Genomic DNA, 26,493 nt, shown 5'->3' on the forward strand with positions numbered 1-26,493 from the left:
GCCATGAGTCGATCTTGACGCCCTGTTGTTGCAGGACTCGACCATGGTGGTGGCCCGGGTGACGTTCTCCCGCAGCGTGGCGTCGGAGATGTACCGAAGAAGCACCGATCGTCGTTCGGACACGGTGCCGTCATGGCACTCACCTCCTGCCCCCGTCGGCGGCTGGTTGCCGTCCGACGGCGCCGCTTCCTCGGCCACCGGAAGCCAGCTGCCCGGCTACGCCGGCGCCGCCGCCCATGCGATCTGGATCGTGGGGGCGCAGAAGGTGGTGGCCGACCTTCCCGCCGCGCTGCGCCGCGTCGAAGAGCACTGCCTTCCGCTGGAAAACGACCGTGCCATGAGGGCGTACGGCAAGCCCAGTGCTCTCAACCGCCTTCTCATCCTCAACGCGGAGCCCTATCCGGGGCGCGGCACCGTCCTGCTGCTCCGTGAAACCATCGGATTCTGAACCACCGGCGTTCCTCAGCTGGTCCGGCACGCAGACATCCACGTCCGAGAGCCGTCGCCGCAGGCCATCGCTGAACCCCGGAGAGTGCCCGGCGCCACACCGGTGCCGGGCACTCTGGACCCGTGGCCGGGTCTCAACGGCGGCAGCGCCCGCGACGCCCCCGAACGTCGGCGACTCGTCAGGGCTCGAGGTCGGCCACGCCCTTGCCGCTCGCGATGTCGAACGGCACAGAGACCTGGTCGTGCGCGATCAACCAATGGTCGTCGCTCTTCCGGAAGCAGAACGTGGCCCGGACCCACATGCCACTCGTCGCCGTCCCGTTCCGCAGCGTGCCGCTGAGCCGACCGAAACCGTGGCCGAATGCCACGTCACCGCCCACGGTGATGGTCAGGTCGCGAAGCTCATAATTCACATCCTGGAAGAGCGTGAACGCCCTCGTCCAGTTCTCCATCTTCGCCTCTATCCCCACGTGCTGCAGCGGCGGCTCGACGTCGAAGGAGACGACGTCTGTCGCGTAAAGCCGCCTCAGGCCGTCGAGGTCCTTGGCGCGTATTCCTTCGACGATCTTCTCCACCTGCTGCTTGATCTTGGCTTCGTCTACCTCGCGGTGCGCAGGCATCGCTACCCATCACTTCCCATCGGTGTGGAATCTCGGCTTTTCACCAGACCGACGACACAGCACCCCGGGATGTCAGGCCCGATGAAACCCCGGACCGAAACGAGGACGCGGCTACGCCTTGGGGGTGTCGGTAAGGCTGCCGCCACCGGCCGAGATGACGCACGATGGTGAGTTGGATGCTGAACCCGAGGCGGTTGTGATCACCCCTCAGCACCAGATGCAATCTTGATGAGCAGCACCGTCCCCATCGGCGGCGCCCCGGTCAGGTCCAGGCGGGTGGCTTCAGCTCTCCGCTCGGGCGGATGAGCGGAGGGCGGCGGCATCGCGTGAGGCCATCGCATCGAGGAGGTGGGTGCCACGCTGTTGGAGCAGGCGCACAGTGATCGCGGGTGTCATGCCCAGGACAGCGGCGGCCAGAAGGACGGCGACGAGGGCGGTCACCCACCACGGACCGCCGATGACGCCGGGCAGGATGGCGGCCAGCAGGGCCACAGGGAAGATCGTCATTTGTCCGCCCGTCGGATCGCCCGCTTGCTGGCCCGGGTAGATGCGATCGCGGGCGTCGGTGCCCACGGCCGGCATCACGAGCGCGAGCAGCGGCGCTCCGGCGCAGCCCGCCGCGGCCGCGGCGATGGCGCCGCCGACGGCGGCACCTCCCAGGGGAGAGCCGGTCGCGGCCCACAGCACGGCCGCCAGCGCGATGGACGGCAGGCCGAACAGCAGCGCCCACGCCGCCATCCGCCCGTGCACGTCGGCCTTGAGGGCGCCCGGTGTGGTGAGGAGCTGCCACAGGGCGGTGCCGTCCAGGGCGTAGGTGTTGATCGCGACCATCGCGCCGAACACGGCTGCCGCTGGGCCTACCAGGGGCAGCGCCCAACTCCAGTCGGTGAAGGCGATGATGAGCGCCATCAGCAGCGGTGTCAGCCAGGCGCTGCGCAGCTCAACACCGCGCGCCGGGTCACGTAGCCAGGTGGCCAGCTCTCGCGAGACGACCGCGGCCACCTGCGGCGTCGCAAACGGCAAGGACAGCCCACGTCCCGGCACGGAGGGCCGCCGCGAACTCGCCCGGCGCGGCGGCCGGCTCAGGGCGCGAGCCGTCAGCGCGATCCAGCACAGCTGCGACAGAGCGCCCAAGGCCAGCAGCGCCGCCAGCGGCAGCAGGACCGGTCCCGTCCCGGCGCCGTCGCGGGCGGCGAGCGCCGCGCCATACCCCCAGCCGGTGGGCCATGCGGCGAGCACATCGATCACCGGTTCGGGGAGCTGCCCGGCCCTGGGGATGACCAGGGCCGTGTCCCCCTCGCCGAGACGCGGCAGCAGCCAGGCCGCGACTAACACCCATCCGGCGAACGACAGCGCGAGCATGATCGCGGTCTGTACGGCGGCCAGCGTCATCCCGGCCCGGGTCTGCAGCAGCCAGGCCGCCAGCGCCGCCACCGTCTTGCCCGCCCAGATGAGCAGATACAGCTGGGCCACCACCGCGGCCACGGCGGCCGCAACCGCCGCCATGCCACCCGGCGCGGCCAGCACCACCAGCGACGACAGGCACGCCAGCGTGATCAGCGGGCCGACGCCCAGCAGCTCGGTCCACGACAGGGCCCACGCCGGCCGCCACGACCCCAGCGGATAACCGCGCAACCACTCGCGCGAGATAACCGACGGATCATGGCGAGGCTGAGCCAGCGGCCCGAACAGCCACATGCCACCCCACACGGTGAATGCCACCGCGATCCAGCCCTCGTGGATCACGCCATCGGCGGTCAATGACGCGCCCGCGATCACCAGGGCGGCCAGGACCAGTCCGGTGACCAGGCTGAAAGCGCGCTCGTTGTGCGGGCCGTTGCGGAACAGGCGCAGCTTGAGCGCGAACAAGGTGCGGATCATGCCAGCCACTCCAGCGGGCGCACCGGATCGGCGCCCACCAGCTCGACGAACCGCTCGTTCAGCGTCGAGCCCGCCGCCACCTCCTCCACCGGCCCTTCGACCAGCACCCGGCCACCGGCCACTACCGCCACCCGGCGGCAGTTGCGCTCCACGAAGTCCATGATGTGACTCGACAGGACCACGGTGCCGCCGCCGTCGACGTACTGCCTGAGCACCTGCTCGATGGAGTGGGCCGAAACCGGGTCGATCGCCTCGAACGGCTCGTCCAGCACGAGCACCCGGGGCCGGTGCAGCATCGCCAGCGCCAGATTGATCTTCTTGCGCATGCCCGTGGAGTACTCCACGATCAGCGTGCGCGGGACGGCGTCGAGTCCGAGGATCTCCAGCAGGTCGCCCGCACGCGCCCTCCAGCCGTCGTCCAGGCCGCGCAGCCCGGCGCTGTAGCGCAGGATCTCGGTGGCGGTCAGCCGCTCTGGCAGAGACAGCCCGTCCATCATGATGCCGAGCTGGGCGAGAGCGGCTTCCCTGTCGGTCCGCAGGTCGTGACCGGCGATCTTGATTGAGCCGGAGGTCGGCTCCCGCAGCCCGCACATGGCCATCAACGTGGTGGTCTTACCAGCGCCGTTGGGGCCCACGATGCCGTAGAACATCCCCGGCGGGATACTCAGGCTGAGCCGGTCGACGGCGAGCACGGCACCGAAGCGCTGAGTCAGGTCCGCCACTTCGATGGCGGAAATCCAGGGATCTTGCAACAGACTTCCTCACTCGGCCGTGTGCGTGAGGATCGCGTCGGCCATCTCCTGGTGGGTCTCCAGCGGCAGCGTGTGCCCCATGCCCGCCACGATCATCAGCCGCGCCCCCGGGATCTGCTCGGCGGTGATCGCGCCGTGACCCGGTTTGACCGGCTCGTGGCTGCCCTCGATGACCAGCGTGGGCGCCTTCACCCGGTGCAGCGCGCCCACCGGCTCAAAGTCGGGGCTGGCCCCTGCGGCAAGCCGGTGGTTGGCCACCGCCGACAGGTCGCGGGCCCGGTCGTAGACGCGTTCCTGCAGTCGGCGCGCCGCGTCCTCGTCGAACGGCAGCCCGGTGCCGTGGAGCACGCGCTGCTCGGCGATCATGCTGTCGATCAGCGCGCGGCGGTCCTGGGCGGGCGGGGCGGCCATCAGCGCGCGGAAGAATTCCACGAACTCCGGCTCCGGCTCCGGCAGGCTGCCCTCGGGCTGCGGCTGGCCCATCAGGGCCCGCAGGAGCACCTGGCCCTCGCCGCCGCCGAGCGGCGAGGAGGCGACGGCGGTCAGCGACCGCACCCGCTCCGGCGCCTCCACGGCGATGAGCTGGCCGAGCAGCCCGCCCGCCGAATGGCCCACCAGGTGGGCGCTGTCCAGGCCGTGGGCCTCCAGCACGCGGTAGACGTCGTTCTTGATGTCGTCCCAGGTGTACGGCTCGGCCGCGAAGTCGACGGTGCCCGACATGCCGGTGTCACGGTGGTCGTACCGGATCACCCGGCGGCCTCCAGCCGTCAGCCGGCCGACGAGCTCGTCCGGCCACAGGATTCCCTGCGACATCGAACCCATGATCAACAGGATCGGCGCGTCCGTCTCGGCGCCGAACTCCTCACTCCAGATGGTCACGTTGTGCATGGCTCACAGCATGTCGTCTCCGGCTACGGGCGCCTTCTGTAGAACTACTAGCCGCGCCAGATCCGTGCGGGAGCCGATGCCCAGCTTCGGATAGATCTTGTACAGGTGGTACTCGACCGTACGCGGGCTCAGGAAGAGCTGGGCGGCGATCTGCTTGCTCGACAAGCCGTCGGCGACCAGGCCCGCGATGCGCAGTTCCTGCGGGGTCAGCGCGTCGAGCACACCGGAGGGCGGGGCGCCGCCGTTCTCGCCCGCCGCCCGCAGCTCCTCCTGCGCGCGCCGCGCCCACGGCCGGGCGCCGGCCTGCTCGAAGGTCTCCCACGCCATCCGCAGATGCGCTCGCGCCTGGCCCGGCCGCTGCGCGCGGCGCAGTCGCTCGCCCAGCAGCAGGGCCGTCCTGGCCGCCTCGAACGGGTTGGTGTGCAGCCGCAGCGCCTCGCCGAAAGCCTCCTCCGCCGATTCGGCCAGGCCTCGGCAGCGGGCCAGCAGTGCGCGCGACTCGGACGTCGCGGCGTGCTCGGTCGACCGCTCGTAGGCCGAAAGCGCCGCCCGCGCGCCGGCCTCGTCGCCCGCGCCCACCGCGGCCTCGACCCGGTCCGGCGTGGCCCGCCACGCCACGGTCGGATGCCCCGCGCCCGGCCCCGCCACCGCGATCGCCCGGAAACGGTCGTGCGCCGACGCGTAGCGGCCCAGGCACAACTCGCGCATCGCCAGCGCGTACGCGGCCACCCCCGCGCGCAGTCCCACCCGGTGCGGCAGGGCGATGGCCAGCGCCTCGCGGGCCTGCCGTTCGCAGGGCTCCTCCTCGCCGCGCAGAGCCGCCAGCACCGCCAGGTTGGCCAGGTGCGCGGCCACCGTGTTCTCGTAACCGGCCTCCCGCGCCAGCGCCAGGCCCTCCTCGGAGACGGCCTGGCTGCGCGCGAGCCGCCCGGCGAGGCGGTCGGCGGTCGCCACGAACTCCAGCACGACGGGCAACTGCCCGGTCATCCCCGACACCCTGGCCACTCGCCCGGCCCGCTCGGCCATCTCGGTCGCCAGATCCGACTCGCCCAGAGCGCTGGCCGCGGCCGTCGCCCACAGGTAGCCCGCCGCATCCTCCAGCTCGCCGGCCCGCGCCAGTGCCCGCCGCAGCAGGCCCGGCCCGGCAGCGTCACCGTTCAGAGTCAGCCCGATCCCGGCCACCGTGTCCCGCAAGAACCCCTCGGGGTGCGCCGCCGCCCGCCGGCCGAGCTCGACGATGGCCGCCGTATCGCCGACGTACGAGGCCGCCTCCACGGCGTCGGCCAGCATGTCCAGGCTGTCGCCCGCCGCCAGGATTCGCACGGCCTCGGCGGCGTTGCCCGAGTTCAGCTCGAACCGGCCCCGGAGCTGGGCGATCTCCATCGCGAGCGTGATATCCCTGCCGACCCCTTCGCGTGCCTCGGCCAGCAGCGATTCCGCCTGTCCCGGCCGGCCAGCGAGCCAGGCCGCCACGGCGGCGTCCTTCAGCCGGACGGCGCGGGCGCGCGGCTCGGGGGTCAGCTCGGCGGCCCTGGTCAGGGCGGTGGCGGCGGCGCCGTACCCGCCGCGGTCGCGAGCCCGCTCGGCGGCCTCCGCCAGCGCGACGGCGACCGGCTCGGCCTGGCCCAGGGCGGCTCCGGCCAGGTGCCAGGCCCTACGGTCGCCCGCGGTCAGCTCCGCCAGAACGGCGTGCACGTGGCGGACCTCGGCGGGGGCGGCCGCCTCGTGGATCGCAGATCGCATGAGCGGGTGACGGAAGCGCACGCCGGTGCCCGACACCTCGGCCAGCCCGCTCTCCTCCAGCTCGGCGAAGGCCGCCGCCACCACTGACGCCACCGCCCCCGACCCCGCCGCCCCGGCCGCCAGCCGCTCGGCGGCACGCAGGACCACCTCGAGGTCGGTCTCGACGGCGGCGAGCAGGGCGACCAGCCGGGCGGGGGCCGACAAGCCGGTCACCCGGTCGCCGAAAAGCCGGGCGCCGCCGGGCAGCGGGTCGGGCAGCGGTTCGCGGCCGGCGAGTTGCGCGGGCGTCAGCCGGGCGGCGATCTCGATCAGGGCCAGGGGGTTAGCCCCGGTCAGCGTGATGAGTTCCCGTCTCACCGGGGCGGCCAGCAGCCCGTGCCGGGACTCCAGCAGCTCGGCTGCGGCGTCCTTGGGCAGGCCGCGCACGCCCACCGTCGACGGCACGCCCTTGACGGGAGCATCGCCGCGGACGGCGAGCACCATCGCGATCCGTTCGGTGCCCAGCCGCCTGGCGGCGAACAGCAGCGCGTCGGCCGAGGCCCGGTCGGCCCATTGGAAGTCGTCGACCACGCAGATCAGGCCCTCCGGGCTGGCGGCCTCGACCAGCAACGACAGCACGCCGGCGCCCAGTAGGAAGCGGTCGCCCGCGCCGCCGGCGGCGTGCCCCAGGGCCGCTCGCACGGCGTCGCGCTGCGGCCCGGGCAGCGCGTCGAGCAATCCGGACACCGGCCACAGCAGCTGGTGCAGCGCCGCGAACGCCAGGTCGGACTCGGACTCGACGCCGCTGGTCCGCAGCACCCTCATCGCCTCACCCCGCGCGGCCGCTGCGTCGAGCAGGGCGGTCTTGCCCGTGCCGGCCTCACCCCGGAGCACCACCGCCCCGCCGCAGCCATGGCGGGCCTGTGCGATCACCTCGTCGAGCGCGCTGCTTTCCACAGATCTTCCGTAAAGCACAGAAATCCACTGTAAAGGGGGGCGGCCGTCGGTCGCCCCGGGGCTGGGGCCGGTGCTGGAGTATGCGATCAACCCGGTGCTGGCGGCCTTGCTGTATGTGACGTTCCTGCAGGTGCCCGCGGCTGAGCTGGTGCGCTCGCTGCGCGCGGGCCGGTTCCTGGCGGCCGCTCTGGTGGTGAACTTCTTCGTGGTGCCGCTGGTGGTCGCGGCCATGTTCGCCTTCCTGCCCGCGGACCAGGCGGTGCGCCTCCGCGTGCTGCTGGTGCTGCTGACCCCATGCGTCGACTACGTGATCGTCTTCTCCGGGCTGGCCGGGGGCGACAGCCGGCGGCTGCTGGCCGCCACGCCACTGCTGCTTGCAGCAGCCGTTCTCCCGCACGGCCGGCTCGGCAGCCCGGGCGGCATGGTCACGGCAGAAGACGAGCTCCAACCGCAGCCGTGTCGGCTCCGGCCGCACGACGGCCTGGACCTCTTCGGCGAACAGGGCGTCGAACTCGGCCACCCGCAGTGGCTGCTCGGCGGCGGGCAGAGTGCACGCGGAGGGAGCCATCCCAGGTCAAGGGCGACGTTCTGTGTCATACCTCGACGGCAAACCTGTACCTAGGTACCGAATGCAAGCCCCTTTGGCGTAGCGCCAAAACCCGTGCCGATCCTCCCCAAAGGCCGAACCTGGACGCCGCCGACTCGAGGGGCACGAACCTGTCCGGCGCGAACCTGTCCGGCGCGAACCTGACGGGTATAAGCGGGAGGACTGAGCAGCAGGTACAGACGGTAGCCACGGTTGACTCGGACACTAAGTTCGGGCCACTGCCGGAGTAGCTCACCAACGAGACTCGGGGCGCGTCCTGTTCTCTGCGGGGGGGCGGGTTGCTCGCTAACAAGCCGTCCGGGAACGCCCGGTCACTCGCAGCTACTTCGCCTCTGGTGACGGCGACCCGAGCGGAGGGCCACGAACTCGATCACGTCGACGAGTAGCCATCGGGACTGACACGCCAGCCTTGGCGGGTGCGCCGGATGTAACCGGCGGCGGCCAGGTTGCCGAGGCAGCTCAGGGCGGTGTCGAGGGTGACCTGAGCGGCTACGGCTATCGTGGCCGGGCCCGCGCCGCGGGTGGGGATCGCATCGAGCACTCGCCGGGCCTCCGAGCTGAGGCTGTCTCGTGGCACAACGGGGCCCCGCACCTCCCTGGCGAGATCGTCGCCGATGGCCCCGACGAGGTCGATGGCCTCTTCGCCGCTGGAGACGCACTGAGCCTTGCCCTGGCGAAGCAGGTGGTGGCAGCCCTGGGAGGCTTCGGAGGTGATGGGGCCGGGGACGGCGCCGAGATGCCGATGCAGGGCGAGGGCGTGGTTGGCGGTGTTGATCGCGCCGCTGCGCAGGGCCGCCTCGACGACCAGCGTGCCTCGTGAAAGCGCTGCGATCAATCGGTTCCTGACGAGAAAACGGCTGCGGGTGGGGTGCGTGCCCGGTGGGCATTCACTGATCACGACGCCTTGGTCGCGCACCGCGGCGAACAGGTCCTGATGGCCGCTCGGGTAACAGAAATCGGTACCACAGGCGAGGACGACGATCGTGGGCGACCGTCCCGCGAGCGCACCGCGATGCGCTGCCCCGTCGATGCCGTACGCGCCGCCCGAGACCACCGTCCACTCGGCGTCGCTCAACTCCGCGCCGAAGGACGCGGCGACATGCGTGCCGTACGCGGTGGCCGCACGTGCGCCCACGATGGAGAGGGAGCGCAGGCAGGAGAACCGGAGGTTCGCCGAGCCCTCGATCCACAGGGCGAGGGGGCGGGACTCGTGGAGATCGTCGAGCTGGGTCGGCCACTCGATCTCACCAGGGACGATCAGCCGGGCGCCGAGGCGTTCTCCGGCGGCGAGGTCGCGGACCGGGTCGGCGGCGTGCAATCTCGCCCGCCACCCGGCCAGGCGTCCTTCCAGGTGCCGGCCGAACCTCTCCCACCCTTCCCGCCGGTCTCCACGGACCTCCGATGCCAGCAGACCACGCCGAATCTGGGCAAGAGCCTCGACCGGGCCGCTGAGGGCGACCAGGCGGCCCATCAGAGCGTCACCGGGCTCGGCCGCTCTCATCAACGCCACACGAGCCAGCCGCTCATCCTCCCCAGCCGCCAAGGGGGGCCGCGCAGCGCGTTCCCCGTCCTTCAGGTGCGGGCCAACGCCGATATCCCCCGTGCCGTCAGCGCTCGTAGCGTCGCCGTCCCGCGTCGGGCGGTGGGATGCGGGGACGCCGTCCGGCGGTGGGGACAGGTGGGCGGTCATTGGCCGGCTCCGAGCCACAGGGTGAGGGCGGCGGAGGTCTCGTCGATCTCCGGGCGTTTCTTGCCGGACAGGTCGGCGAGGGTCCAGGCCATGCGGGTGACCCGGTCGAGACCCCGGGCGCTGAGGGTGCTGCTGTCGAGGGCGGTGGTGAGTGGCTTCATGGCGGTGTCGGAGGGGCGGAACTCGCCGTGCAGGGCGCTGGAGGGGATCTCGGAGTTGGTCGTCCAGGGAGTGCTCGAAAGGCGCTTGGCCGCCCGCTCCCTGGCCTGCAGGACGCGCTCGGCGACGACCTTGCTGGGCTCGGCGAAACGCCGATCCGCCATCAGCTCCCTGCGGGTGGAGCGGCCCACGGTGACCTTCACGTCGATCCGGTCGAGGAGCGGGCCGGACAGGCGGGCAAGGTAGCGGCGTCTCGCCGACGGAGTGCACTTACAGGACCCCGCCGCCTCCGACACCTGGGCGCACGGGCACGGGTTGGCGGCCAGCACGAGCATGAAGCGCGCCGGGAAGGTCACGGTGCCCGCTGCCCGGGCGACGGTGACGGCCCCGGACTCCAGAGGCTGGCGCAGCGAGTCGAGCACGGCCATCGCGAACTCCGGGGCCTCGTCGAGGAAGAGAACCCCTCGGTGGGCCAGCGAGACGGCTCCGGGGCGGGGGATCGAGCTGCCGCCGCCGACCATGGCGGCGACCGTCGCCGTGTGGTGTGGCGCCATGAAGGGAGCGGTGACCAGGAGCGGGTGCCCGGGAGACAGGGCTCCCGCGATGGAGTGGATCGCGGTCACCTCCAGGGCGTGATCGAGCAGGAGGGGCGGGAGGAGGGCGGGAAGCCGTTCGGCCAGCATGGTCTTGCCGGTGCCAGGAGGCCCGACCATCCACAGGTTGTGACCGCCTGCCGCGCACACCTCCAGCGCCTTCCGCGCCATCGGCTGGCCCGCCACGTCGCACAGATCGGGCGGCCGGCCGGTCGACTCGGCGGGGAGCGGCTCCGGCGACGGTGCCGGGTCTTCGTCCTCGGGAAAGGAGGCGGGGTCGTCGTTGCCGAGCCACTCCACGAGTTGGCGGAGGTCTCGCACGGCCACGACGCTGACGCCGGGGACCAGCCTCGCCTCGTCGGCGTTGGCCGACGGCACGACCACCTTGGTCGCTCCCGCCTCTACGGCGGCGACCACTGCGGGGAGGACGCCGCGGACCGCCCTGAGCCGCCCGTCGAGCCCCAGCTCGCCCAGGAAGAACGGCTCGGCGATGCGCTCGATCGGCACCACGCCCGCCGCTCCGAGCAGGCTCACGGCTATCGCGAGGTCGAACTGGCTGCCGCGCTTGGGCAGGCTCGCCGGGAACAGGCTGACGGTGATGCGCGTCTCCGGCCAGCCGTATCTGCTGTTGGTCACGGCTGAACGCACTCGGTCGCGGGCCTCGCTCAGCGCGGTGTCGAGCAGGCCGATGAGATGCATCCCGGGCAGACCGTTCGAGATGTCGGCTTCGATTTCGACGACGTGGCCGGTCACGCCGACGATGGCGACGCAGCGGGTGCGGGCGACCACTCAGCTCACCCCGCGTTCGTGGCGGATGGAGAAGTCTCCCGCCGAGCGCTCCAGGGCCACGACATCGATGCGGACCGAGTCGAACTGCCGATGATCGTCGGCCAGCCATCTGCCGGCGAGACGTCGCAGGCGGGCCAGCTTCGCCGGGCCGACCGCTTCCATGGCGGTGCCGTGGCTGCGGCCTGAGCGGGTCTTGACCTCCACCACGACGAGGGCGCGCCCTTCGCACGCGACCACGTCGATCTCGCCGTCTCGGCATCGCCAGTTGCGCTCGAGCACCCGCATCCCGTGGGCTTGCAGGAACTTCACGGCGACTTCTTCGCCGGCCCTGCCCAACTCGTCCTTCGCGGCCATGGGACCACCTCCGGCCCCGAACCCTGCCGCACTTCACGGGGTCGCTCAGGCGTTCATCAGCCGCCTGTGGACGAGTAGGCCCCCTGTGGATAACGTCCCTCGGCTACGCCGCGAACGACCATGGGCCCAGGCGCCGTGGAGCCCCCAGGCCGATCGGAAGCGGCCGGCCGCCATCTCACGGCCAGATCAGGTGTTGAAGCCGTCCTTGGGCATTTCCAGGTCGGGCTTGGCCAGTTCCTCGACGTTGACATCCTTGAAGGTGACGACTCGCACGTTCTTCACGAACCTCGCCGGCCGGTACATGTCCCACACCCACGCGTCCTGCATCTTCACGTCGAAGAAGACGTCGCCGTTCTCGGCCGTGCGCACGTCGAGGTCGACCGAGTTGGTCAGGTAGAACCGCCGCTCGGTCTCCACGACATAGGTGAACAGGCCGACGACGTCGCGGTATTCACGGTAGAGCTGCAGCTCCATCTCGGTTTCGTACTTTTCGAGATCTTCCGCGCTCATCCCGATCCTCCTGTCACACGCCACCCCCGGCCCGCCCGGTCAGGCGACACCGGCCCCCACCTCATTCTCACCTATCTCGCTACCCAGCCCCGACCGCGCCACCGTGATGAAGGAGAAACGATGATGCGAACACGGTCCGTGGTTGTCGAGCGCTAGTCGATGACGCACTGTGACATACCCTTTGTGTACGGCGAAGCCATACTCGGGATGGTGTTCGTCAAGTGCCGTCATCATCCGATCCCTGGTCACCTTGGCAACGATGGACGCCGCCGCGACGCACGCGGCGACCTGGTCTCCCTTCCACACCGCCAGCGACGGCACCGGCAGCCCCGGGACGGGGAAACCGTCGGTGAGCACATAGCCAAGATCACAGGATAGCCGGGCGACGGCGCGTCGCATGCCGGCGACGTTGCTTTTGTGCAGTCCGCGCGCGTCGATCTCCGCCGGGGGGATGACCACGGTCGCGACTCCCTTCGCCGTGGCGAGGATGCGGTCGTAGAGCATCTCCCGTTTGGCGGGCGCGATCAGCTTGGAGTCACAGAGCCCGTCGATCTCCTTGCCGAGGACCACCGCGGACACCACGAGGGGCCCGGCGCAGGCTCCCCTGCCCGCCTCGTCGACCCCGGCGATGGGGCCGAGTCCTCGCCGGGTCAGGGCGCGCTCGTACGCGTAGAGCCCCGAATCCCGCCTGACGACGCTCGGCCGAGGGCGAAACACATCAGTCATGACATATGCAGACTACGCGCCTAGCGCACCCGGTCGAAAGTCTCCGGCCGCGAAAGGATCGTCGCCCGCGAGAACGGCCAGTAGATCGCGAACGCACGCCCGACCACGTCGTCTTCGGAGATCGTGCCGTGGCGCTCGTCCCTGGAGTCGGCGGAGCCGGTGCGGTGGTCGCCCATCACCCACAGCCGACCAGGGGGGATCTTCTCCTTGAAGGGGTCGCCCGAGGGAAAGTCGCCCTTGAAGAGGTAACCCTGCTCCTCGATCGGGGTGCCGTTCACGGTGATGCGCTTCTTCTTGTCACAGCACTCGACCGTGTCGCCGCCGACGGCGATGACCCTCTTGATCGTGTCCTCGCCGTTCTCCCAGCCCTTGAACACGACGATGTCACCACGGTCGGCGGAGCCGTTCAGCTTGTTGACGACGACCCGGTCGCCGACCTTCAGGGTGTTCTCCATCGACTCCGAGGGGATCCAGAAGGAGCCGATGACGAACGCCTGGAGCAACAACGCCACCGCGATGCCCGCGACGATCAGGCCGACCGTCTCGCGGAACCCACCCTTCCTGCGGGCGGATTCCGCCTTCGAACCGTCTTTCGCGACGGTCATCCGGCCTTGTCCCGCTTCAGCAGGACGCGGCGGCGGATCAGGACCAGCGGGAACGCCCCGGCGAATCCGAAGAGCAGCGGCGCCGCCCCGCCGAGCGCGGCCGCGGCATGCAGGGCGGGCTGGGCGAACGTGTCGGGGATGGGCAGCGTGGCGGCCCGGCCGAACGGCCAGACGATGACGAAGGCGCGGCCGATCACCTCGTCGGCGGGGATCGTGCCGCCGCCGGGGTCGCCCATGTGGGACCGGGAGTCGAGGGAGACGGAGCGGTGGTCGCCCATCACCCAGAGCCGCCCGGACGGAACCGTGACGTCGAAGAACCGCTGGGAGGGCACGTCGCCAGGGTAGAGGTAGCTCTTCTCGTCGATCGGCACCCCGTTGACGGTGACGCGGTCCTTCGCGTCACAGCACTTCACCTTGTCGCCGGCGACTCCGATGACCCGCTTGATGTAGTCCTTCTCGCCGGGGACGACGCCGAACGCGGTGCCGATCCAGCGGAAGAAGGCGGCGGCCGGGTTGGTGGGCTCCTCCAGCTGGATCTCGGGATCCCAGGAGTCGACGCCGGAGAAGACCACGACGTCGCCGCGCTCGATGTCACGAGTGTGGTAAACGAGTTTGTTCACCAGGACGCGGTCGTTGGTGAGCAGGGTGTTCTCCATCGACTCCGATGGAATGTAGAACGCCTGGATCACGAATGTCTTGATAATCAACGCCAGGACCAGGGCAACGACGACGAGGACGGGCAGCTCTCGCCAGAACGAACCCTTTTTATCCTTATCGCCCTTACCAGGCTTCTTGGTGTCTTCCGCGACCACGTGCACCTCGTCCTCGACAGGGCGCTGTGCGGTTGCCTCAGGCCCCTGGTCCTCGCTAGTCATCGCTGACGAGCCTAGATGATGCCTGGCGCCAAGTGGCCGCGGGCAGGCCACCGCACACCCGCGCGTCGCGATTCACCGGACAATTACCCCTTACCTTCCCAGTACATGTCTGTGGCCCGCATCCTTAACGGATACGGGCCATCAAGACACGGGCTCACTTACCCGCGGGAACCGCCTCACGCTTCTCACGGATGCGGGCGGCCTTGCCGCGCAGGTCGCGCATGTAGTAGAGCTTCGCACGGCGGACGTCGCCGCGGCTCACGAGCTGGATCTTCTCGATGACCGGGCTGTGCACCGGGAAGGTCCGCTCGACGCCGACGCCGTAGCTGACCTTCCGCACGGTGAAGGTCTCGCGCGGCCCGCCACCCTGGCGGCGCAGCACGAACCCCTTGAAGATCTGGATACGGGACCGGTTGCCTTCGACGACGCGGACGTGAACCTCGAGCGTGTCGCCCGGACGGAAGTCCGGAACGTCGGTGCGCATCGAGGCTTTCTCGAGCTCCTGGATCTGCGTGTGCATGACAGCCGTTCCTCATTGACGCGAGCACGCGGAGGTCCACCCGGCCGCGCGTGGGCGCGGCGTCGGAGGGGACGCGCGTGCTGGACTGAATGGTCTAAGAGGCCGAGCTTCCCGCCCGGCCGCAGCGCACCGACCAGCGGGCAGTCGGCACTAGCAGTCAAGTGTACCCAACATCAAGGTGCCTCTCGCACCAACGCGTCATCCCGCGCCGCCGCCCCCGCCGTCACCCTCCGCGAGGACCTCCCGGTCGCGCTTGTCGAGCCCGGCCTCCTCCAGCGTCGCCACCAGCTCGGGCCGGTTCCGCGCGGTACGGCGGAGCGCCTCGTCCCGCCGCCAGCGGGCGATCTTCCCGTGGTGCCCCGACAGCAGGATCTCCGGCACCTCGTGCCCCCGCCACTCCGGCGGCTTGGTGAAGACCGGCCCTTCGAGCAGGTTCCGCATCGCGCCGGGCGCGAAGGAGTCGTCGGCCACCGAGCGGGCGTTGCCGAGCACGCCCGGCAGCAGCCGCCCGATCGCCTCGACCATCACCAGCACGGCCGCCTCGCCCCCCGCCAGGACGTAGTCGCCGATGCTCACCTCGTCGACGCGCAGGCGGGAGCCGTACTCCAGCATGACCCGCGCGTCGATGCCCTCGTAGCGGCCGCAGGCGAAGACCAGCCACGGCTCGTCGGCGAGTTCCACCGCGAGTTCCTGGGTGAACGGGCGTCCGCTCGGGGTGGGGACCACCAGCCGGGGGGCGCCTTCGCGCGAGGCGATGACCGTGTCGATGGCCTCGCCCCAGGGTTCGGGCTTCATGACCATGCCGGGGCCGCCGCCGTAGGGGGTGTCGTCGACGGTGCGGTGGACGTCGTGCGCCCACTCCCGCAACTGGTGCAGCGAGATGTCGAGGGTGCCGCGGTCGCGGGCCTTGCCCATCAGGGATACGTCGAGCGGGGCGAAGTATTCGGGGAAGATCGAGATGATGTCGATGCGCATGGGGCTCAGACGGCCTCGTCGGGGTCGAGCAGCCCGGGGGGCGCGTCCACCACCAGCCTGCCGCCCTCGACGTCCACCTCGGGCACCAAGGCGCGCACGAAGGGCACATAGACGTCGCCCGTGCCGCGCCGTACGACCAGGAGGTCCTGGCCGTGGTGCAGGACGTCGGTCACCTGGCCGACCTGCTCGCCGCCGACGGTCACCACGGTGAGGCCGATGAGCTGGTGGTCGTAGAACTCGTCGGGGTCCTCGATGGGCGGCGCGGCGTCGGACTCGACGACCAGCAGGGTGCCGCGGAGCGCCTCGGCGGCGGTCCTGTCGGCCACGCCCTCGAACCTGATCAGCAGGGACCCGGTGTGCGCGCGGACCGACTCGATGCGCAGCGGCCCCCTGGCGGGCGGCTCGGTGGCGAGTGAGGAGCCCTGCGCGTAGTGCAGCGCGGGGTCGTCGGTGCGCACGTCGACGCTGACCTCGCCGCGTACGCCGTGCGGGCGGCCGATGCGGCCCACGACTAGCTGCACGGGAAACTTACCTCCAATACTGGAGGAGCGGCCCGTGACAGCAGTCACGGGCCGCTCCCTGGCTCACGCCGTCAGCGGGCTTCGTTCAGGTCGAGTAGATCGACTCGGACGAACTTGCCGTCGGACAGGGCGTTGACGACTGTGCGCAACGCCTTGGCCGTCCGGCCACCACGCCCGATCACCTTGCCGAGGTCATCGGGGTGGACCCGGACCTCGAGCACGCGCCCGGTGCGAATGCGGCGGGCGCGGACCTGAACTTCGTCGGGATGCTCGACGATGCCCCTCACCAAGTGCTCGAGGGCTTCCTCAAGCACTTCAGGCCTCGCCTTCCGGCTTCTCCTCGGCCGGCTTGGCCGGGGACTCGGCCGCCGGGGCCTCGGTGGCTACTGCTTCTTCGGTCTTCGGGGCCTTCTTGGGCCTGCGCTGCGTGGTCGAGGCGCCGCCGGTGTCGCCGGACAGCGACTCCCTGGCCGCGGCCTCGTAGATCGCGTGACGGTCGGGCTTGGGCTCCGCGACCTTCAGCGGCTCGGGGGCGGGCTCGCCCTTGAACTGCTGCCAGTCGCCGGTCAGCTTGAGGAGCTTCAGAACCGGCTCGGTCGGCTGCGCGCCGACACTCAGCCAGTACTGCGCACGCTCGGACTTGACCTCGATGCGCGAAGGGTCTTCCTTCGGGTGGTACAGCCCGATCTCTTCGATCGCCCGGCCGTCACGCTTGGTGCGGCTGTCGGCGACGACGATGCGGTACTGCGGGTTGCGGATCATGCCGAGCCGCTTGAGCTTGATCTTGACTGCCACGGGTGTGGTCTCTCCTGGACATTCGAGCGTGGGTGGACGGCATTCTCATCGAGTGGGGCACGACGGGACGACCGCCCGAGGGACAGGCACGACCGGCGGGGGTGAGAGGGCACCCGCATGGTCACGTTGTTCCAACATGTCATTGTGCCAGACGAACGGGGGTGCAACCGCCTGGTATCCCTGACCGATACCGGACAGAGTCAGTTCTTTGGGGGAAGCTTCAACTTGGACGGGTCGAAACCGGGCGGAAGTTCGAGACCCGGCGGAAGCTGACCGCCGAGACCGCCCAGACCGGGCGGGAGCGCGGCGGGCGCCCGCTCCCCGTCGGGCTTCGGCTTGCCCAGCGCGGCCTTCCGGGGGTCGCCGCTGACCCTGCGCCCCTTCTTGCCCTTCTTCTGCGCCGCCTTGGCCGCCTTGCGGTTGCCGCCACCCGGCATGCCGGGGATGCCCATGCCGCCGGCCACCCGCTTCATCATCTTCTGGGCGTCGAAGAAGCGCACGACCAGGTTGTTGACCTCGGTCACGGTGACGCCGGAGCCCTTGGCGATGCGCTCGCGGCGCGAACCCTTGATGATCTTCGGGTCGGCGCGCTCGCCGGGGGTCATGGAACGGATGATGGCGGCGACCCGGTCGAGGTCGCGGTCGTCGATCTGGTTGAGCTGGTCGCGCATCTGCCCCATGCCGGGCATCATGCCGAGCAGATTCTTGATCGGGCCCATCTTCTGGACCATCATCATCTGCTCTAGGAAGTCTTCGAGCGTGAACCCGTCGCCCGAGGTGAGCTTGCCCGCCATCTTGGCGGCCTGGTCCTCGTCGAAGGTCTTCTGAGCCTGCTCGATCAGGGTGAGGACGTCACCCATGTCGAGGATCCGGGAGGCCATCCGGTCGGGGTGGAAGGCGTCGAAGTCTTCGACCTTCTCACCGGTCGACGCGAACATGATCGGCCTGCCGGTGATGTGCCTGACCGAGAGCGCCGCGCCGCCGCGCGCGTCGCCGTCGAGCTTGGTGAGCACCACGCCGTCGAAGCCGACGCCCTCCATGAACGCCTGCGCGGTGGTCACCGCGTCCTGGCCGATCATCGCGTCGACCACGAACAGGACCTCGTCGGGCGAGACCGCGTCGCGGATGTCGGCGGCCTGCCTCATCAGCTCCTGGTCGATGCCCAGACGGCCGGCGGTGTCGATGATGACGACGTCGTGCTGCTGCCGCTTGGCGTGGTCGATCGACTCGCGGGCCACCTCGACCGGGTCGCCCACGCCGTTGCCCGGCTGCGGCGCGAAGACCGCCACCCCGGCGCGCTCCGCCACCACGGCGAGCTGCTGCACGGCGTTGGGCCGCTGGAGGTCGGCGGCCACCAGGATCGGCACGTGACCCTGCTCGCTCAGCCATCGGGCCAGCTTGCCTGCCAGGGTGGTCTTGCCCGCGCCCTGGAGGCCCGCCAGCATGATGACGGTCGGCGGGTTCTTCGCGTAGCGGAGCCTGCGGGTCTCCCCGCCCAGCACCTCGATCAGCTCGTCATTGACGATCTTCACGACCTGCTGCGCGGGGTTGAGCGCCTGGGAGACCTCGCTCCCGCGGGCCCGTTCCTTGATCTGGGCGACGAAGGCCCGCACCACGGGCAGGGCGACGTCGGCCTCCAGCAGCGCGATGCGGATCTCGCGGCAGGTCGCGTCGATGTCGGCCTCGGACAGCCGTCCCTTCGCTCGAAGGGAGGAGAAGACCGATGTCAGGCGGTCGGAAAGCGTCTCGAACACGTGATTGGCCAGCCTCTGCGCGTCAGGTCGTGCCTCGTCTGCGACTCAGCCTCCCAGCCTAACCGGTCGTGAAGGGTCATCGGCCCCCACCGGGTACGGCCATGCGAATCGTCAGGGCGTGCTCCACCAAAGTGATCAAGGTCGTCTTCACGGAGTCACGCGATCTCGCGTCGGTGCGCACGATGGGGATGTGCGCCCCCAGCGTGAGCGCCTCCCTGACCTCCTCCTCAGCATGGGAATACTGCCCGTCAAAACCGTTGAGCGCCGCGACGAAGGGCAGGCGCGCCTCTTCGAAGTAGTCGACGGCGGGAAAGCTGTCGGCCAGCCGGCGCGTGTCGATCAGCACCACCGCGCCGATGGCCCCCCGCACCAGGTCGTCCCACATGAACCAGAACCGGTGCTGACCCGGCGTGCCGAACAGATAGAGGATCAGATCACGGTCGAGCGACACCCGGCCGAAGTCCATCGCCACCGTCGTCGTCGTCTTGTGCGGTGTCATTCTGACGTCGTCGATGCCCGCGGCCGCGTCGGTCATCACCGCCTCGGTCGTCAACGGCACGATCTCGGAGACCGCCCCCACGAAGGTGGTCTTGCCGACGCCGAACCCACCGGCGACAACGATCTTCGTGGAGGTGAGCGCACCACCACGATTAGAGCCTGCGAAGTCCACTGAGCACCCTTTCCAACAGGTTGAGATCCGGCTTGCCCGCGTCGAGTTGGGGCTGGTGCACCTGAACCAGCCCCTCCGCCGCCATGTCCGCGACCAGGATCCTGGTCACGCCGAGCGGGATACGAAGCATCGCTGAGATCTCGGCGACCGACCGCACCTGCCGGCACAACGAGCTGATCGCCTGGTACTCCGGGGTTCGGTTGGTCAGATCATGATGAAGCGCGGTCACCGAGGAGACCAGCGCCTCGATGGCGAGCTGCGTGCGGGGGGCGGTCCGCCCCCCGGTCACGGCGTACGGCCGGACCAGGGACGACTGCTCCCCCGGCCCGGACGCGAAATGCTGATGCCCGCCGGCGTATCGGTGGGCCTCGTCCATCGGGTGATAGGGCTGCCCGCCCCCTAACGGATAGCCGTCACCAGTCCAGCCGCGGCCTGTCACGGCGCCCTCCTAGGGATTTCGCCATCACCGGGGATGTGAGGCTTGCAGCTCGGCGCGGACAGCGGGTGTGAGCACCTGTCCGGCCCGTTCCACGAGCAGCGTCATCTGGTACGCCACAAGACCCATGTCACAGTCCGCCGCGGCCAGGACGGCGAGGCAGGAACCGTCGCTGACCGACATGATGAGGAGCAGCCCTCGCTGCATCTCCACCACCGTCTGCGTGACCGCCCCGCCCTCGAACACCCTGGAGGCGCCCTGGGTGAGACTGATCAGACCCGCGGCGACCGCCGCGAGCTGGTCGGCTCGGTCTCGCGGGAAACCGTCGGAGAACGCGAGTGGCAGCCCGTCCGACGACACCACCACCGTGTGCGCCACACCTGGCACGTTGTGCACGAAATCGGTGATCAGCCAATTCACGCCACGTGCCGCCTGGCTCAGCTCCCTCACTGATCCTCCTTCGTCGCCCACGTCCGGGGGATCCCGCCGTGCCCATGAACCCGCTCGTTCACGAGTCCTCCTCGTTAGCTTCAACGTTCCGCGTGAAGTCGGGATACGCCTGGTCGTCGCCCAGTTCGCCACGTGCCGCCGCGCGGCCCTGCCGTACGCCGTGCTGGAAGCTTGCCAGACGGTTGCGCACCGCGTCGGGCGAGATCACCGGCCGGGGCGCGGGAGCAGGATGTGACCTGCTGGGGGGTGCCGCAGAACCTGGCACCAGGTTGGCCTTCGGCACGCGCTTGGGCAGGCCCGACCCCGTCAGGCCGCCCATGCTCGGCCGGCTCGCCGCCTGCGCCGCCTGCCAGCCCGCGTCTCCCGGCGAGGTCCATTCCCTGCTCTCCGCGCGGGGCGGCAGGGTGATGTCGCCGGTCTGGGCGGGCTCCTCCGCGCGCGAGGCCCGGCCCTGCTCCTGCTCCGCGGGTACGGCGGGCGCCGCCGGGCTCTCGTGCCGCCCACCGGGCTCGATCTTGCGGAACCAGTCGGACTCCACCGCCGCGAAGATGGGCAGGAAGTCGTCTCCCGTCTCCGCCGGAGAGCTGTGCACCTTGGGGAGCGGGCCGGTCATGTCGGCGTCCTGCTGGCCGCCGAACCGCCGCACCGGAGCCGTGTCCACCGGCCTGCGGGGCAGGTCCGGCGCGAGCGGGTCGCGTGATGGCTGCATCGACCACGCGCCGGAGTCCTGGCCTCGGAAGGGATCCCGTTCGCTCCAGCCGGGGACGGGAGCGGGACCGGATCCGGGGGGCGGCACGTGGCTCGGCCACGGCGTGTCCATGACCGAGTCGGCGAAGAAGCTGCCGCTCCGGTTGGCCGCGAACGGATCGACGGGCGGCTGCGGCAGCCCGCCGAACACGTTCTGCGGGCGGTGGGCGTCGAAGGGGTCGGCGGTCGGCGGCGATCCGCCGAACATGCTCTGCGGCTGGTGGGTGTCGAAGGGGGTGGGACCCGCCATGACGGGCTGCCGGTCGTAGGTCCCCGGCTGCCGGACGCCAGGCATGGCGAGCAGCGGGTCCGGGAGCAGGACCATCGCGGTGAGGCCGCCGCTGTCCTGCTGGCGGAGCTGCACCCTGATCCCGTGCCGCAGGGCCAGCCGGCCGACCACGAACAGGCCCATCCTGCGGGAGACGGAGACGTCCACCACCGGGGGGTTGGCCAGCCGCCAGTTGGCCTGGGACAGCTCATCGCCCGTCATGCCGATGCCGACGTCGGTGACCGAGACCATCACGCCGCCGCCGTCGATGCGGTTCGTCGCCACCGTCACCTTGGTCTCGCTCGGCGAGAAGGAGATGGCGTTCTCGACCAGTTCGGCGATGAGGTGGACGACGTCGTTGACGGACGTGCCCGCCACCGCCGGTCCCGAGGGGATGTTCAGCGTGACGCGCTCGTAGTTCTCCACCTCGGACAGGGAGGCGCGGACCACGTCGATCAGCGGGACGGGCTGGCTCCACCGCCTGGCCGGCTCCTGTCCGGCGAGGACCAGCAGGTTCTCGCTGTTCCTGCGCATGCGGGTGGCGAGGTGGTCGAGCCTGAACAGGTTGCCGAGCCGGCCCTCGTCCTGCTCGCCCTGTTCGAGGTTCTCGATGAGGGAGAGCTGCCGTTCCACCAGTGTCTGGCTGCGGCGGGAGAGGTTGACGAACATGGAGTTGACGTTGCTCCGCAGCGTGGCCTCCTGGCCCGCCAGCCGTACGGCCTCGCGGTGGACCTCGTCGAAGGCGCGCGCGACCTCGCCGATCTCGTCCTGGGAGGACACGCCGATGGGCTCGATGTCCCCGAGGTCGGCGGCGTCGCCGCCCTCGCGCAGGCGCTGCACGGTCTCGGGCAGACGGCGGCCGGCGACGGACAGGGCCTCGGTGCGCAGCCGGCGCAGGGGGGAGACCAGGGAGCGGGCCATCAGCGCGGTGATGGCCAGGACCAGCAGCAACAGGATGACGCTGGCGACCGCCGCGACCAGCGCGCCGCTCTGCTCCGCCTCCTGGAGCATCCGGCTGCGCGTGATGATCTCCCTGCCGACCTGGCTCTCGACCTTGCGCATCCGTTCGATGCTGTCGGTGGAGGCCTCGAACCAGCGGCTCTGGTCCCCTCCTCTGGTCGCGTCGGGGTCGACCCGCACGAGCGCCTCGTCGTTGCCCGCGAGCACCAGCGCCCTGGCGCGCATGGAGGCGGCGCGGTCGTTCTTCTGGCTGCTCAGGGTGTCGTCGAAGAACTGGCGCTGGGCGACGGACGCCTCGGCGCGGAAGGTCGCGAGCTCGCTGTCGCGCTGGGCTCTGGCGGCGATGAAGGTGTCGAGACCCTCGGGGGTGAACCGTCTGGACGCCAGCCCGATCGCCAGGCTCGCCCGCTCCCTCGACGCCTGTTCCTTGGCGCGGGTGAGCGCGGCGTAGGCGGAGGCGTTGGCGGCGAGCGCGTCGTCGGGGGCGCCGCGGCTGATCTCGTCGTGGACGGCCAGGAGGTCGGCGATCGTCCGCGAGTACATGAGGACGGTGGGGATGGCCGGAAGGGCGGTTTCGGCCGCGATCTTACGCATGCTGCCGAGCTCGTCGATGCGATTCCGCATGCGCAGGATCTCCGAGCGTTCCCGCGCGCCGAAGGCGTCTCCGCCGGCGGGGTCGAGGATCGCGCTCAGTTTCGGGCGGATCTCCTTCACGGCTCCGTCCACCGCGTCGTACTGCTCCCTCAGGACGGCCAGCCCGCTGGCCGGTCGTCCCTGTTCGACGAAGCGGGCGGAGACGTCGCGTTCTTCCTGGAGGCCGTGTACCAGCAGGCTGAGGCCCGCCGCCAGTTCGGCGGTGGTCCGGACCCGTTCGTATTCGACCGCGCTGCTGACGGATGAGACGACTCTGAATCCGCCGAGGATGACCGCCGCGAGGGTGGGGAGCAGGATCAGGGCGATGAGCCGCGTCCGTACTCGCCAGTTCTTCAGCGCGAGTTTCCCCCCGCTGCTCTCAGCGCCGCCCCCGTCGCCTGGTTCCGGTACGGGATCGCTCCCGTTCGACGCCCCCGGCACACCGAAGGCCGGGGCGTCGATCATCTTTGAATCGCGATCACTGGGGATTGACGCTGTCCTCACTGGCCTCCGCAACCTCTCCTCTGACCGTCTGTTTTGGAGGGGACCCCGCCACCTATCCGCTAGTGACGCCGACGCACCCATGGGGCGAGGGTTATTTGAGCACAACAGGATGAGATCGGCCAATAGCCCATATGACCCAACTTCTACATTTCGTATAGATGAGCTGGCATCCGAGCCGCGACCCGGATGCCCCACAGAACGCATTCGATCGCTCCAAGACGGCCCTGACCTCGGCAGAGGTCTCACCGCACAGGCAGCTCGCGATCGTCGCGGCATCCCCGATTCCGAAGCGGGGGCAACCTCAGAAGATGGGTGTCCTCATGAGACATAGAAGGGATAAATTCTGCTGTTTGCCCGATTTTCGGCCATTGACTGATATCTGTGACTTAGACGATCACGTCAGGTACGCTGATCCGCATTCGGCTGACCCCCCATTGATCATGCTTTCCAGGGACAATCTCTCTGGCTGCGCCCCCCACGGGGAGACCCCGCCTAAGCAGGTCAAAGCAGCTTAAGGAGACCTCATGACGTATAGGCTCGCCGGCCGAGCGGCAGCGGCCGGACTGGTAGCGATACTGGCACTCGCCGGTTGCAGCGGATCCGACCCGGCTTCGAACTCCGCCAGCGTCGAAGGACTGGAGACGTCCGAGCTGACGGTAGGCGCATTACCGATCCCCGACTCCGCCGCCCTCTATATAGCGAACAAGAAGGGCTTCTTCAAGGCCGAAGGCCTGACCGTCACCATCGAAACGGTCGTCGGCGGGGCCGCGGCGCAGGAGGGCCTGATCGGAGGGTCGCTCGACGCCACCCAGACGAATTACGTCTCGGCGTTTCTCGCAGTTTCGGCCGGTAACAAACTCAAGATAATCGCCGACATGTATCAGGCCGCCCCCAACTCCTTCAACCTCATGGTGGCCAAGGATTCGGGCGTGAGCACCCCCGCCGATCTCAGAGGTAAGAAGATCGCGGTCAACACCCTGAAGAACATCGGCACCCTTGCCGTGGCCTCCGTGCTGAAGAGCCACGGGCTCACCGAGAACGATGTGGATTTCGTCGAGGTGCCCTTCCCCGATATGCGCGGCCAGCTCGAAAAGAAGATCGTCGACGCCGCCTGGATGACCGAGCCGCATCTCACCGCCGCACAGACCACCATCGGCGCGCGCAAGCTGGCCGACACCATGACCGGCCCGACGGCCGACTTCCCGATCGCCGGCGTGGCGGTCACCGAGGAGTTCGCCACCAAGAATCCCAAGACGGTCGCCGCCTTCCAGCGCGCCTTCGCCAAGGCCCAGCAGGCCGCCGCCGCCGACCGCAAGGCCGTCGAGGAGGTCCTGCCCAGCTACACCAGGATCGACGCGGCCACCGCCGCGGTCATCACCATGGGCGGCTACCCCACCAGCCTCGACGAGACGCGCCTGCAGCGGGTCGCCGACCTGATGTTCGAGCAGGGCTACCTGAAGAGCAAGGTGGAGGCCAAGTCACTGCTCATCGGATCCACGGGGTGAGAGTACGTTCCCTCTTCGAGAACAGAGTGCTCTGCGGCGCCCTGGGCGTCGCGGGGCTTCTCTGTCTGCTCGAAGCCGGCGGACGGACCGGAGTCATCGACCCGCTGGTGTTCCCGCTCATCTCCGGTGTCGTCGCCCGCGCCGCCACCTTCGCGATCGACCCCGAGTTCCTGGCCGACATCGCCGCCACCCTCACGGCGTGGGCGGCCGGCCTGCTGCTCGCCACCCTGATCGCGGTGCCCGCCGGTCTCGTGCTCGGCACCATGCCGCGGGTCGAGGCGGCGGTCCGGCCGATCACCGAGTTCCTCCGCCCGATCCCCTCGATCGCGCTGGTCTCCCTGGCCGCCCTCGTCTTCGCCGAACGATTCAACATCAAGGTCTCGGTCGCCGTCTACGGCTCGATGTGGCCGATCCTGATCAACACCATGTACGGCCTCAAGGACGTCGACCCGGTCGCCAAGGACACGCTGCGCTCCTTCGGCTTCAGCCCGTTCGACGTGCTGCGCCGCGTGTCCCTGCCCAGCACCGCCCCGTTCATCGCCACCGGCGTACGGCTGGCCTCGGCGATCGCGCTGATCCTGGTGATCAGCGCCGAGCTGCTGGCCGGCGGTTCCAGCGGGATCGGCACCTTCGTGCTGGAGGCGGGCGGCAGCATCGACGCGCTCGAGTTCATCGTCGCCGCGGCCCTCTGGGCCGGGGTGATCGGCCTGCTGTCCAACGGGCTGTTCGTGCTGCTGGAGCGGCGTCTGTTCCGCTGGCACCGGGCCAGAACGGAGACGACGTGATCGTCCTGCGCCGGATCGGACGCCTGTGGCTGGTCCCCGTCGTCATCGTCGTGTGGGAGCTGGCGACCAGGGCGCTGGGCGACGACTCCTTCCCCCCTCCGTCCACGATCGCGGGCCGCATGCGGGAGATGTGGCTGACCGGTCCGCCCAGCCGGTTATGGATCAACGACAGCGCCATCGCCAACATCCCGCCGAGCGTCGTCAGGCTGCTGGGCGGCTGGCTGGCCGCCGCACTGGCCGGCGTCACGCTCGGCCTGCTGCTCGGCCGCTCCGCCCTGCTGTCGCGGCTCTTCGAGCCGATCGTCCACTTCCTGCGGGCGATCCCGCCCCCGATGCTGCTCTCCTTCTTCCTCGCCCTCTTCGCGATCGGCCCGGAGATGCAGGTCGCCACGATCATCTTCGGCGTCATCTGGCCGATCCTGATCAACTCCGCCGACGGCGCCCGCACCATCGACCGCCAGCACCTCGACACCGCGCTGGTCTTCGGGCTGTCCCGCGGCCAGCGGTTGTGGCGGGTCATCCTGCCGAGCGCCACCCCCAAGATCTTCGCCGGGCTGCGGGTCAGCCTGTCCCTCGCGCTGATCCTGATGGTCATCTCGGAGCTGGTCGGCAGCACCGAGGGCATCGGCTACCAACTCCTCGACGCCCGCAGGTCTTATGATCGGCCCGGTGTGTGGGCGACCATCGTGATACTCGGTGTGCTGGGATTCCTGCTCAACTCGGCGTTCCTCGCGGTGGAGCGGCGAGTCCTGTCCTGGCACCGCACCGCCAAGCAGACGACCTGAGGACCCCGCT

The 26,493-nt window shown here is 70.0% G+C and carries 28 protein-coding genes; 6 read left to right on the forward strand and 22 right to left on the reverse strand.

The genetic code is table 11. The annotated features are described in order from the left end of the window. Window positions 1–43: 43 nt before the first annotated feature. Entirely contained in the window at window positions 44–448 is a 405-nt protein-coding gene (locus tag MBA17_RS37950; protein ID WP_238502438.1) for a hypothetical protein, read from the forward strand. A 178-nt stretch (window positions 449–626) separates the two neighbouring features. Here MBA17_RS37950 and MBA17_RS37955 read toward each other — a convergent pair whose 3' ends face one another. From MBA17_RS37955 to MBA17_RS37975, 5 genes are all read right to left on the reverse strand, one after another. Next, window positions 627–1,067 carry a YybH family protein gene (locus MBA17_RS37955; RefSeq protein ID WP_238502439.1) on the reverse strand — a complete coding sequence of 147 codons (441 nt, stop codon included), beginning with the start codon at window positions 1,065–1,067 and terminating at the stop codon, window positions 627–629. 282 nt (window positions 1,068–1,349) lie between these two features. After that, complete coding sequence (locus tag MBA17_RS37960) at window positions 1,350–2,948, reverse strand: hypothetical protein (protein WP_238502440.1); 1,599 nt, start codon at window positions 2,946–2,948, stop codon at window positions 1,350–1,352. After that, entirely contained in the window at window positions 2,945–3,700 is a 756-nt protein-coding gene (locus MBA17_RS37965; protein WP_455432928.1) for an ABC transporter ATP-binding protein, read from the reverse strand. The genes MBA17_RS37960 and MBA17_RS37965 overlap by 4 nt, the downstream gene beginning before the upstream one ends. A 9-nt stretch (window positions 3,701–3,709) precedes the next feature. Continuing rightward, complete coding sequence (locus tag MBA17_RS37970) at window positions 3,710–4,588, reverse strand: alpha/beta fold hydrolase (protein ID WP_238502441.1); 879 nt, start codon at window positions 4,586–4,588, stop codon at window positions 3,710–3,712. Between the two features lie 3 nt (window positions 4,589–4,591). Continuing rightward, window positions 4,592–7,285 carry a helix-turn-helix transcriptional regulator gene (locus MBA17_RS37975; protein ID WP_455432929.1) on the reverse strand — a complete coding sequence of 898 codons (2,694 nt, stop codon included), beginning with the start codon at window positions 7,283–7,285 and terminating at the stop codon, window positions 4,592–4,594. A 52-nt stretch (window positions 7,286–7,337) separates the two neighbouring features. On the opposite strand from MBA17_RS37975, the gene MBA17_RS37980 reads away from it, so the two are divergent. Then, entirely contained in the window at window positions 7,338–7,889 is a 552-nt protein-coding gene (locus MBA17_RS37980; RefSeq protein WP_238502443.1) for a hypothetical protein, read from the forward strand. Continuing rightward, window positions 7,793–8,104, forward strand: coding sequence for a pentapeptide repeat-containing protein (locus tag MBA17_RS50710; protein ID WP_455432930.1), 312 nt, complete (start codon window positions 7,793–7,795; stop codon window positions 8,102–8,104). Before MBA17_RS37980 ends, MBA17_RS50710 begins: the two co-directional genes overlap by 97 nt. A gap of 140 nt (window positions 8,105–8,244) precedes the next feature. Here MBA17_RS50710 and dprA read toward each other — a convergent pair whose 3' ends face one another. From dprA to MBA17_RS38065, 17 genes are all read right to left on the reverse strand, one after another. After that, the gene (gene dprA / locus MBA17_RS37985) at window positions 8,245–9,375 is read right to left on the reverse strand and encodes a DNA-processing protein DprA (protein WP_238502444.1); all 1,131 of its coding nucleotides are present in this window, start codon (window positions 9,373–9,375) and stop codon (window positions 8,245–8,247) included. Between the two features lie 185 nt (window positions 9,376–9,560). Further along, entirely contained in the window at window positions 9,561–11,105 is a 1,545-nt protein-coding gene (locus MBA17_RS37990; RefSeq protein ID WP_238502445.1) for a YifB family Mg chelatase-like AAA ATPase, read from the reverse strand. Next, on the reverse strand, window positions 11,106–11,459 hold the full coding sequence (locus MBA17_RS37995) for a YraN family protein (RefSeq protein ID WP_238502446.1): 354 nt from the start codon (window positions 11,457–11,459) through the stop codon (window positions 11,106–11,108). It lies immediately after the preceding gene. A gap of 186 nt (window positions 11,460–11,645) precedes the next feature. Then, window positions 11,646–11,969 (reverse strand): DUF2469 domain-containing protein, encoded by a 324-nt coding sequence (locus MBA17_RS38000; RefSeq protein WP_238502447.1) that lies wholly within the window; start codon window positions 11,967–11,969, stop codon window positions 11,646–11,648. 39 nt (window positions 11,970–12,008) lie between these two features. Then, window positions 12,009–12,695 carry a ribonuclease HII gene (locus tag MBA17_RS38005; protein WP_238502449.1) on the reverse strand — a complete coding sequence of 229 codons (687 nt, stop codon included), beginning with the start codon at window positions 12,693–12,695 and terminating at the stop codon, window positions 12,009–12,011. Between the two features lie 20 nt (window positions 12,696–12,715). Continuing rightward, window positions 12,716–13,300: a signal peptidase I gene (gene lepB / locus MBA17_RS38010; RefSeq protein WP_238502451.1), complete on the reverse strand. Its 585-nt coding sequence runs from the start codon at window positions 13,298–13,300 to the stop codon at window positions 12,716–12,718. Continuing rightward, a complete protein-coding gene (lepB, locus tag MBA17_RS38015) occupies window positions 13,297–14,175 on the reverse strand; it encodes a signal peptidase I (RefSeq protein ID WP_238502453.1) in 879 nt (292 codons plus the stop codon). The genes lepB (MBA17_RS38010) and lepB (MBA17_RS38015) overlap by 4 nt, the downstream gene beginning before the upstream one ends. 154 nt (window positions 14,176–14,329) lie before the next feature. Then, window positions 14,330–14,695: a 50S ribosomal protein L19 gene (gene rplS / locus MBA17_RS38020; protein ID WP_238502455.1), complete on the reverse strand. Its 366-nt coding sequence runs from the start codon at window positions 14,693–14,695 to the stop codon at window positions 14,330–14,332. Between the two features lie 198 nt (window positions 14,696–14,893). Further along, window positions 14,894–15,670 (reverse strand): tRNA (guanosine(37)-N1)-methyltransferase TrmD, encoded by a 777-nt coding sequence (trmD, locus tag MBA17_RS38025; RefSeq protein WP_238502457.1) that lies wholly within the window; start codon window positions 15,668–15,670, stop codon window positions 14,894–14,896. A gap of 5 nt (window positions 15,671–15,675) precedes the next feature. Continuing rightward, window positions 15,676–16,191 (reverse strand): ribosome maturation factor RimM, encoded by a 516-nt coding sequence (gene rimM / locus MBA17_RS38030; protein WP_238502459.1) that lies wholly within the window; start codon window positions 16,189–16,191, stop codon window positions 15,676–15,678. A gap of 71 nt (window positions 16,192–16,262) precedes the next feature. Then, a complete protein-coding gene (locus tag MBA17_RS38035) occupies window positions 16,263–16,505 on the reverse strand; it encodes an RNA-binding protein (RefSeq protein WP_238502460.1) in 243 nt (80 codons plus the stop codon). A gap of 1 nt (window position 16,506) precedes the next feature. Beyond that, window positions 16,507–16,986 carry a 30S ribosomal protein S16 gene (gene rpsP, locus MBA17_RS38040; protein ID WP_238502461.1) on the reverse strand — a complete coding sequence of 160 codons (480 nt, stop codon included), beginning with the start codon at window positions 16,984–16,986 and terminating at the stop codon, window positions 16,507–16,509. A gap of 200 nt (window positions 16,987–17,186) precedes the next feature. Then, window positions 17,187–18,740: a signal recognition particle protein gene (gene ffh / locus MBA17_RS38045; protein ID WP_238502462.1), complete on the reverse strand. Its 1,554-nt coding sequence runs from the start codon at window positions 18,738–18,740 to the stop codon at window positions 17,187–17,189. Between the two features lie 76 nt (window positions 18,741–18,816). Continuing rightward, a complete protein-coding gene (locus MBA17_RS38050; protein ID WP_238502463.1) occupies window positions 18,817–19,410 on the reverse strand; it encodes a GTP-binding protein in 594 nt (197 codons plus the stop codon). Continuing rightward, window positions 19,391–19,849, reverse strand: a complete 459-nt coding sequence (locus MBA17_RS38055; protein ID WP_238502464.1) for a DUF742 domain-containing protein — start codon at window positions 19,847–19,849, stop codon at window positions 19,391–19,393. Before MBA17_RS38055 ends, MBA17_RS38050 begins: the two co-directional genes overlap by 20 nt. 24 nt (window positions 19,850–19,873) lie before the next feature. After that, on the reverse strand, window positions 19,874–20,296 hold the full coding sequence (locus MBA17_RS38060) for a roadblock/LC7 domain-containing protein (protein ID WP_455432931.1): 423 nt from the start codon (window positions 20,294–20,296) through the stop codon (window positions 19,874–19,876). Between the two features lie 58 nt (window positions 20,297–20,354). Further along, window positions 20,355–23,369, reverse strand: a complete 3,015-nt coding sequence (locus MBA17_RS38065) for a sensor histidine kinase (RefSeq protein ID WP_238502465.1) — start codon at window positions 23,367–23,369, stop codon at window positions 20,355–20,357. A gap of 563 nt (window positions 23,370–23,932) precedes the next feature. Here MBA17_RS38065 and MBA17_RS38070 point away from each other — a divergent pair. From MBA17_RS38070 to MBA17_RS38080, 3 genes are read left to right on the forward strand one after another with little or no spacing between them, the layout of a single operon-like run. Next, window positions 23,933–24,913, forward strand: a complete 981-nt coding sequence (locus MBA17_RS38070) for an ABC transporter substrate-binding protein (RefSeq protein ID WP_238502466.1) — start codon at window positions 23,933–23,935, stop codon at window positions 24,911–24,913. Further along, window positions 24,910–25,698 (forward strand): ABC transporter permease, encoded by a 789-nt coding sequence (locus tag MBA17_RS38075; protein WP_238502467.1) that lies wholly within the window; start codon window positions 24,910–24,912, stop codon window positions 25,696–25,698. Before MBA17_RS38070 ends, MBA17_RS38075 begins: the two co-directional genes overlap by 4 nt. After that, window positions 25,695–26,483 carry an ABC transporter permease gene (locus MBA17_RS38080; protein ID WP_238502468.1) on the forward strand — a complete coding sequence of 263 codons (789 nt, stop codon included), beginning with the start codon at window positions 25,695–25,697 and terminating at the stop codon, window positions 26,481–26,483. The genes MBA17_RS38075 and MBA17_RS38080 overlap by 4 nt, the downstream gene beginning before the upstream one ends. The last annotated feature ends 10 nt before the right edge of the window (window positions 26,484–26,493 follow it).

The organism is Dolomitihabitans soli, assembly GCF_022213955.1.
In the GTDB taxonomy this organism is placed as follows: Bacteria; Actinomycetota; Actinomycetes; order Streptosporangiales; family Streptosporangiaceae; genus Streptosporangium_A; species Streptosporangium_A soli.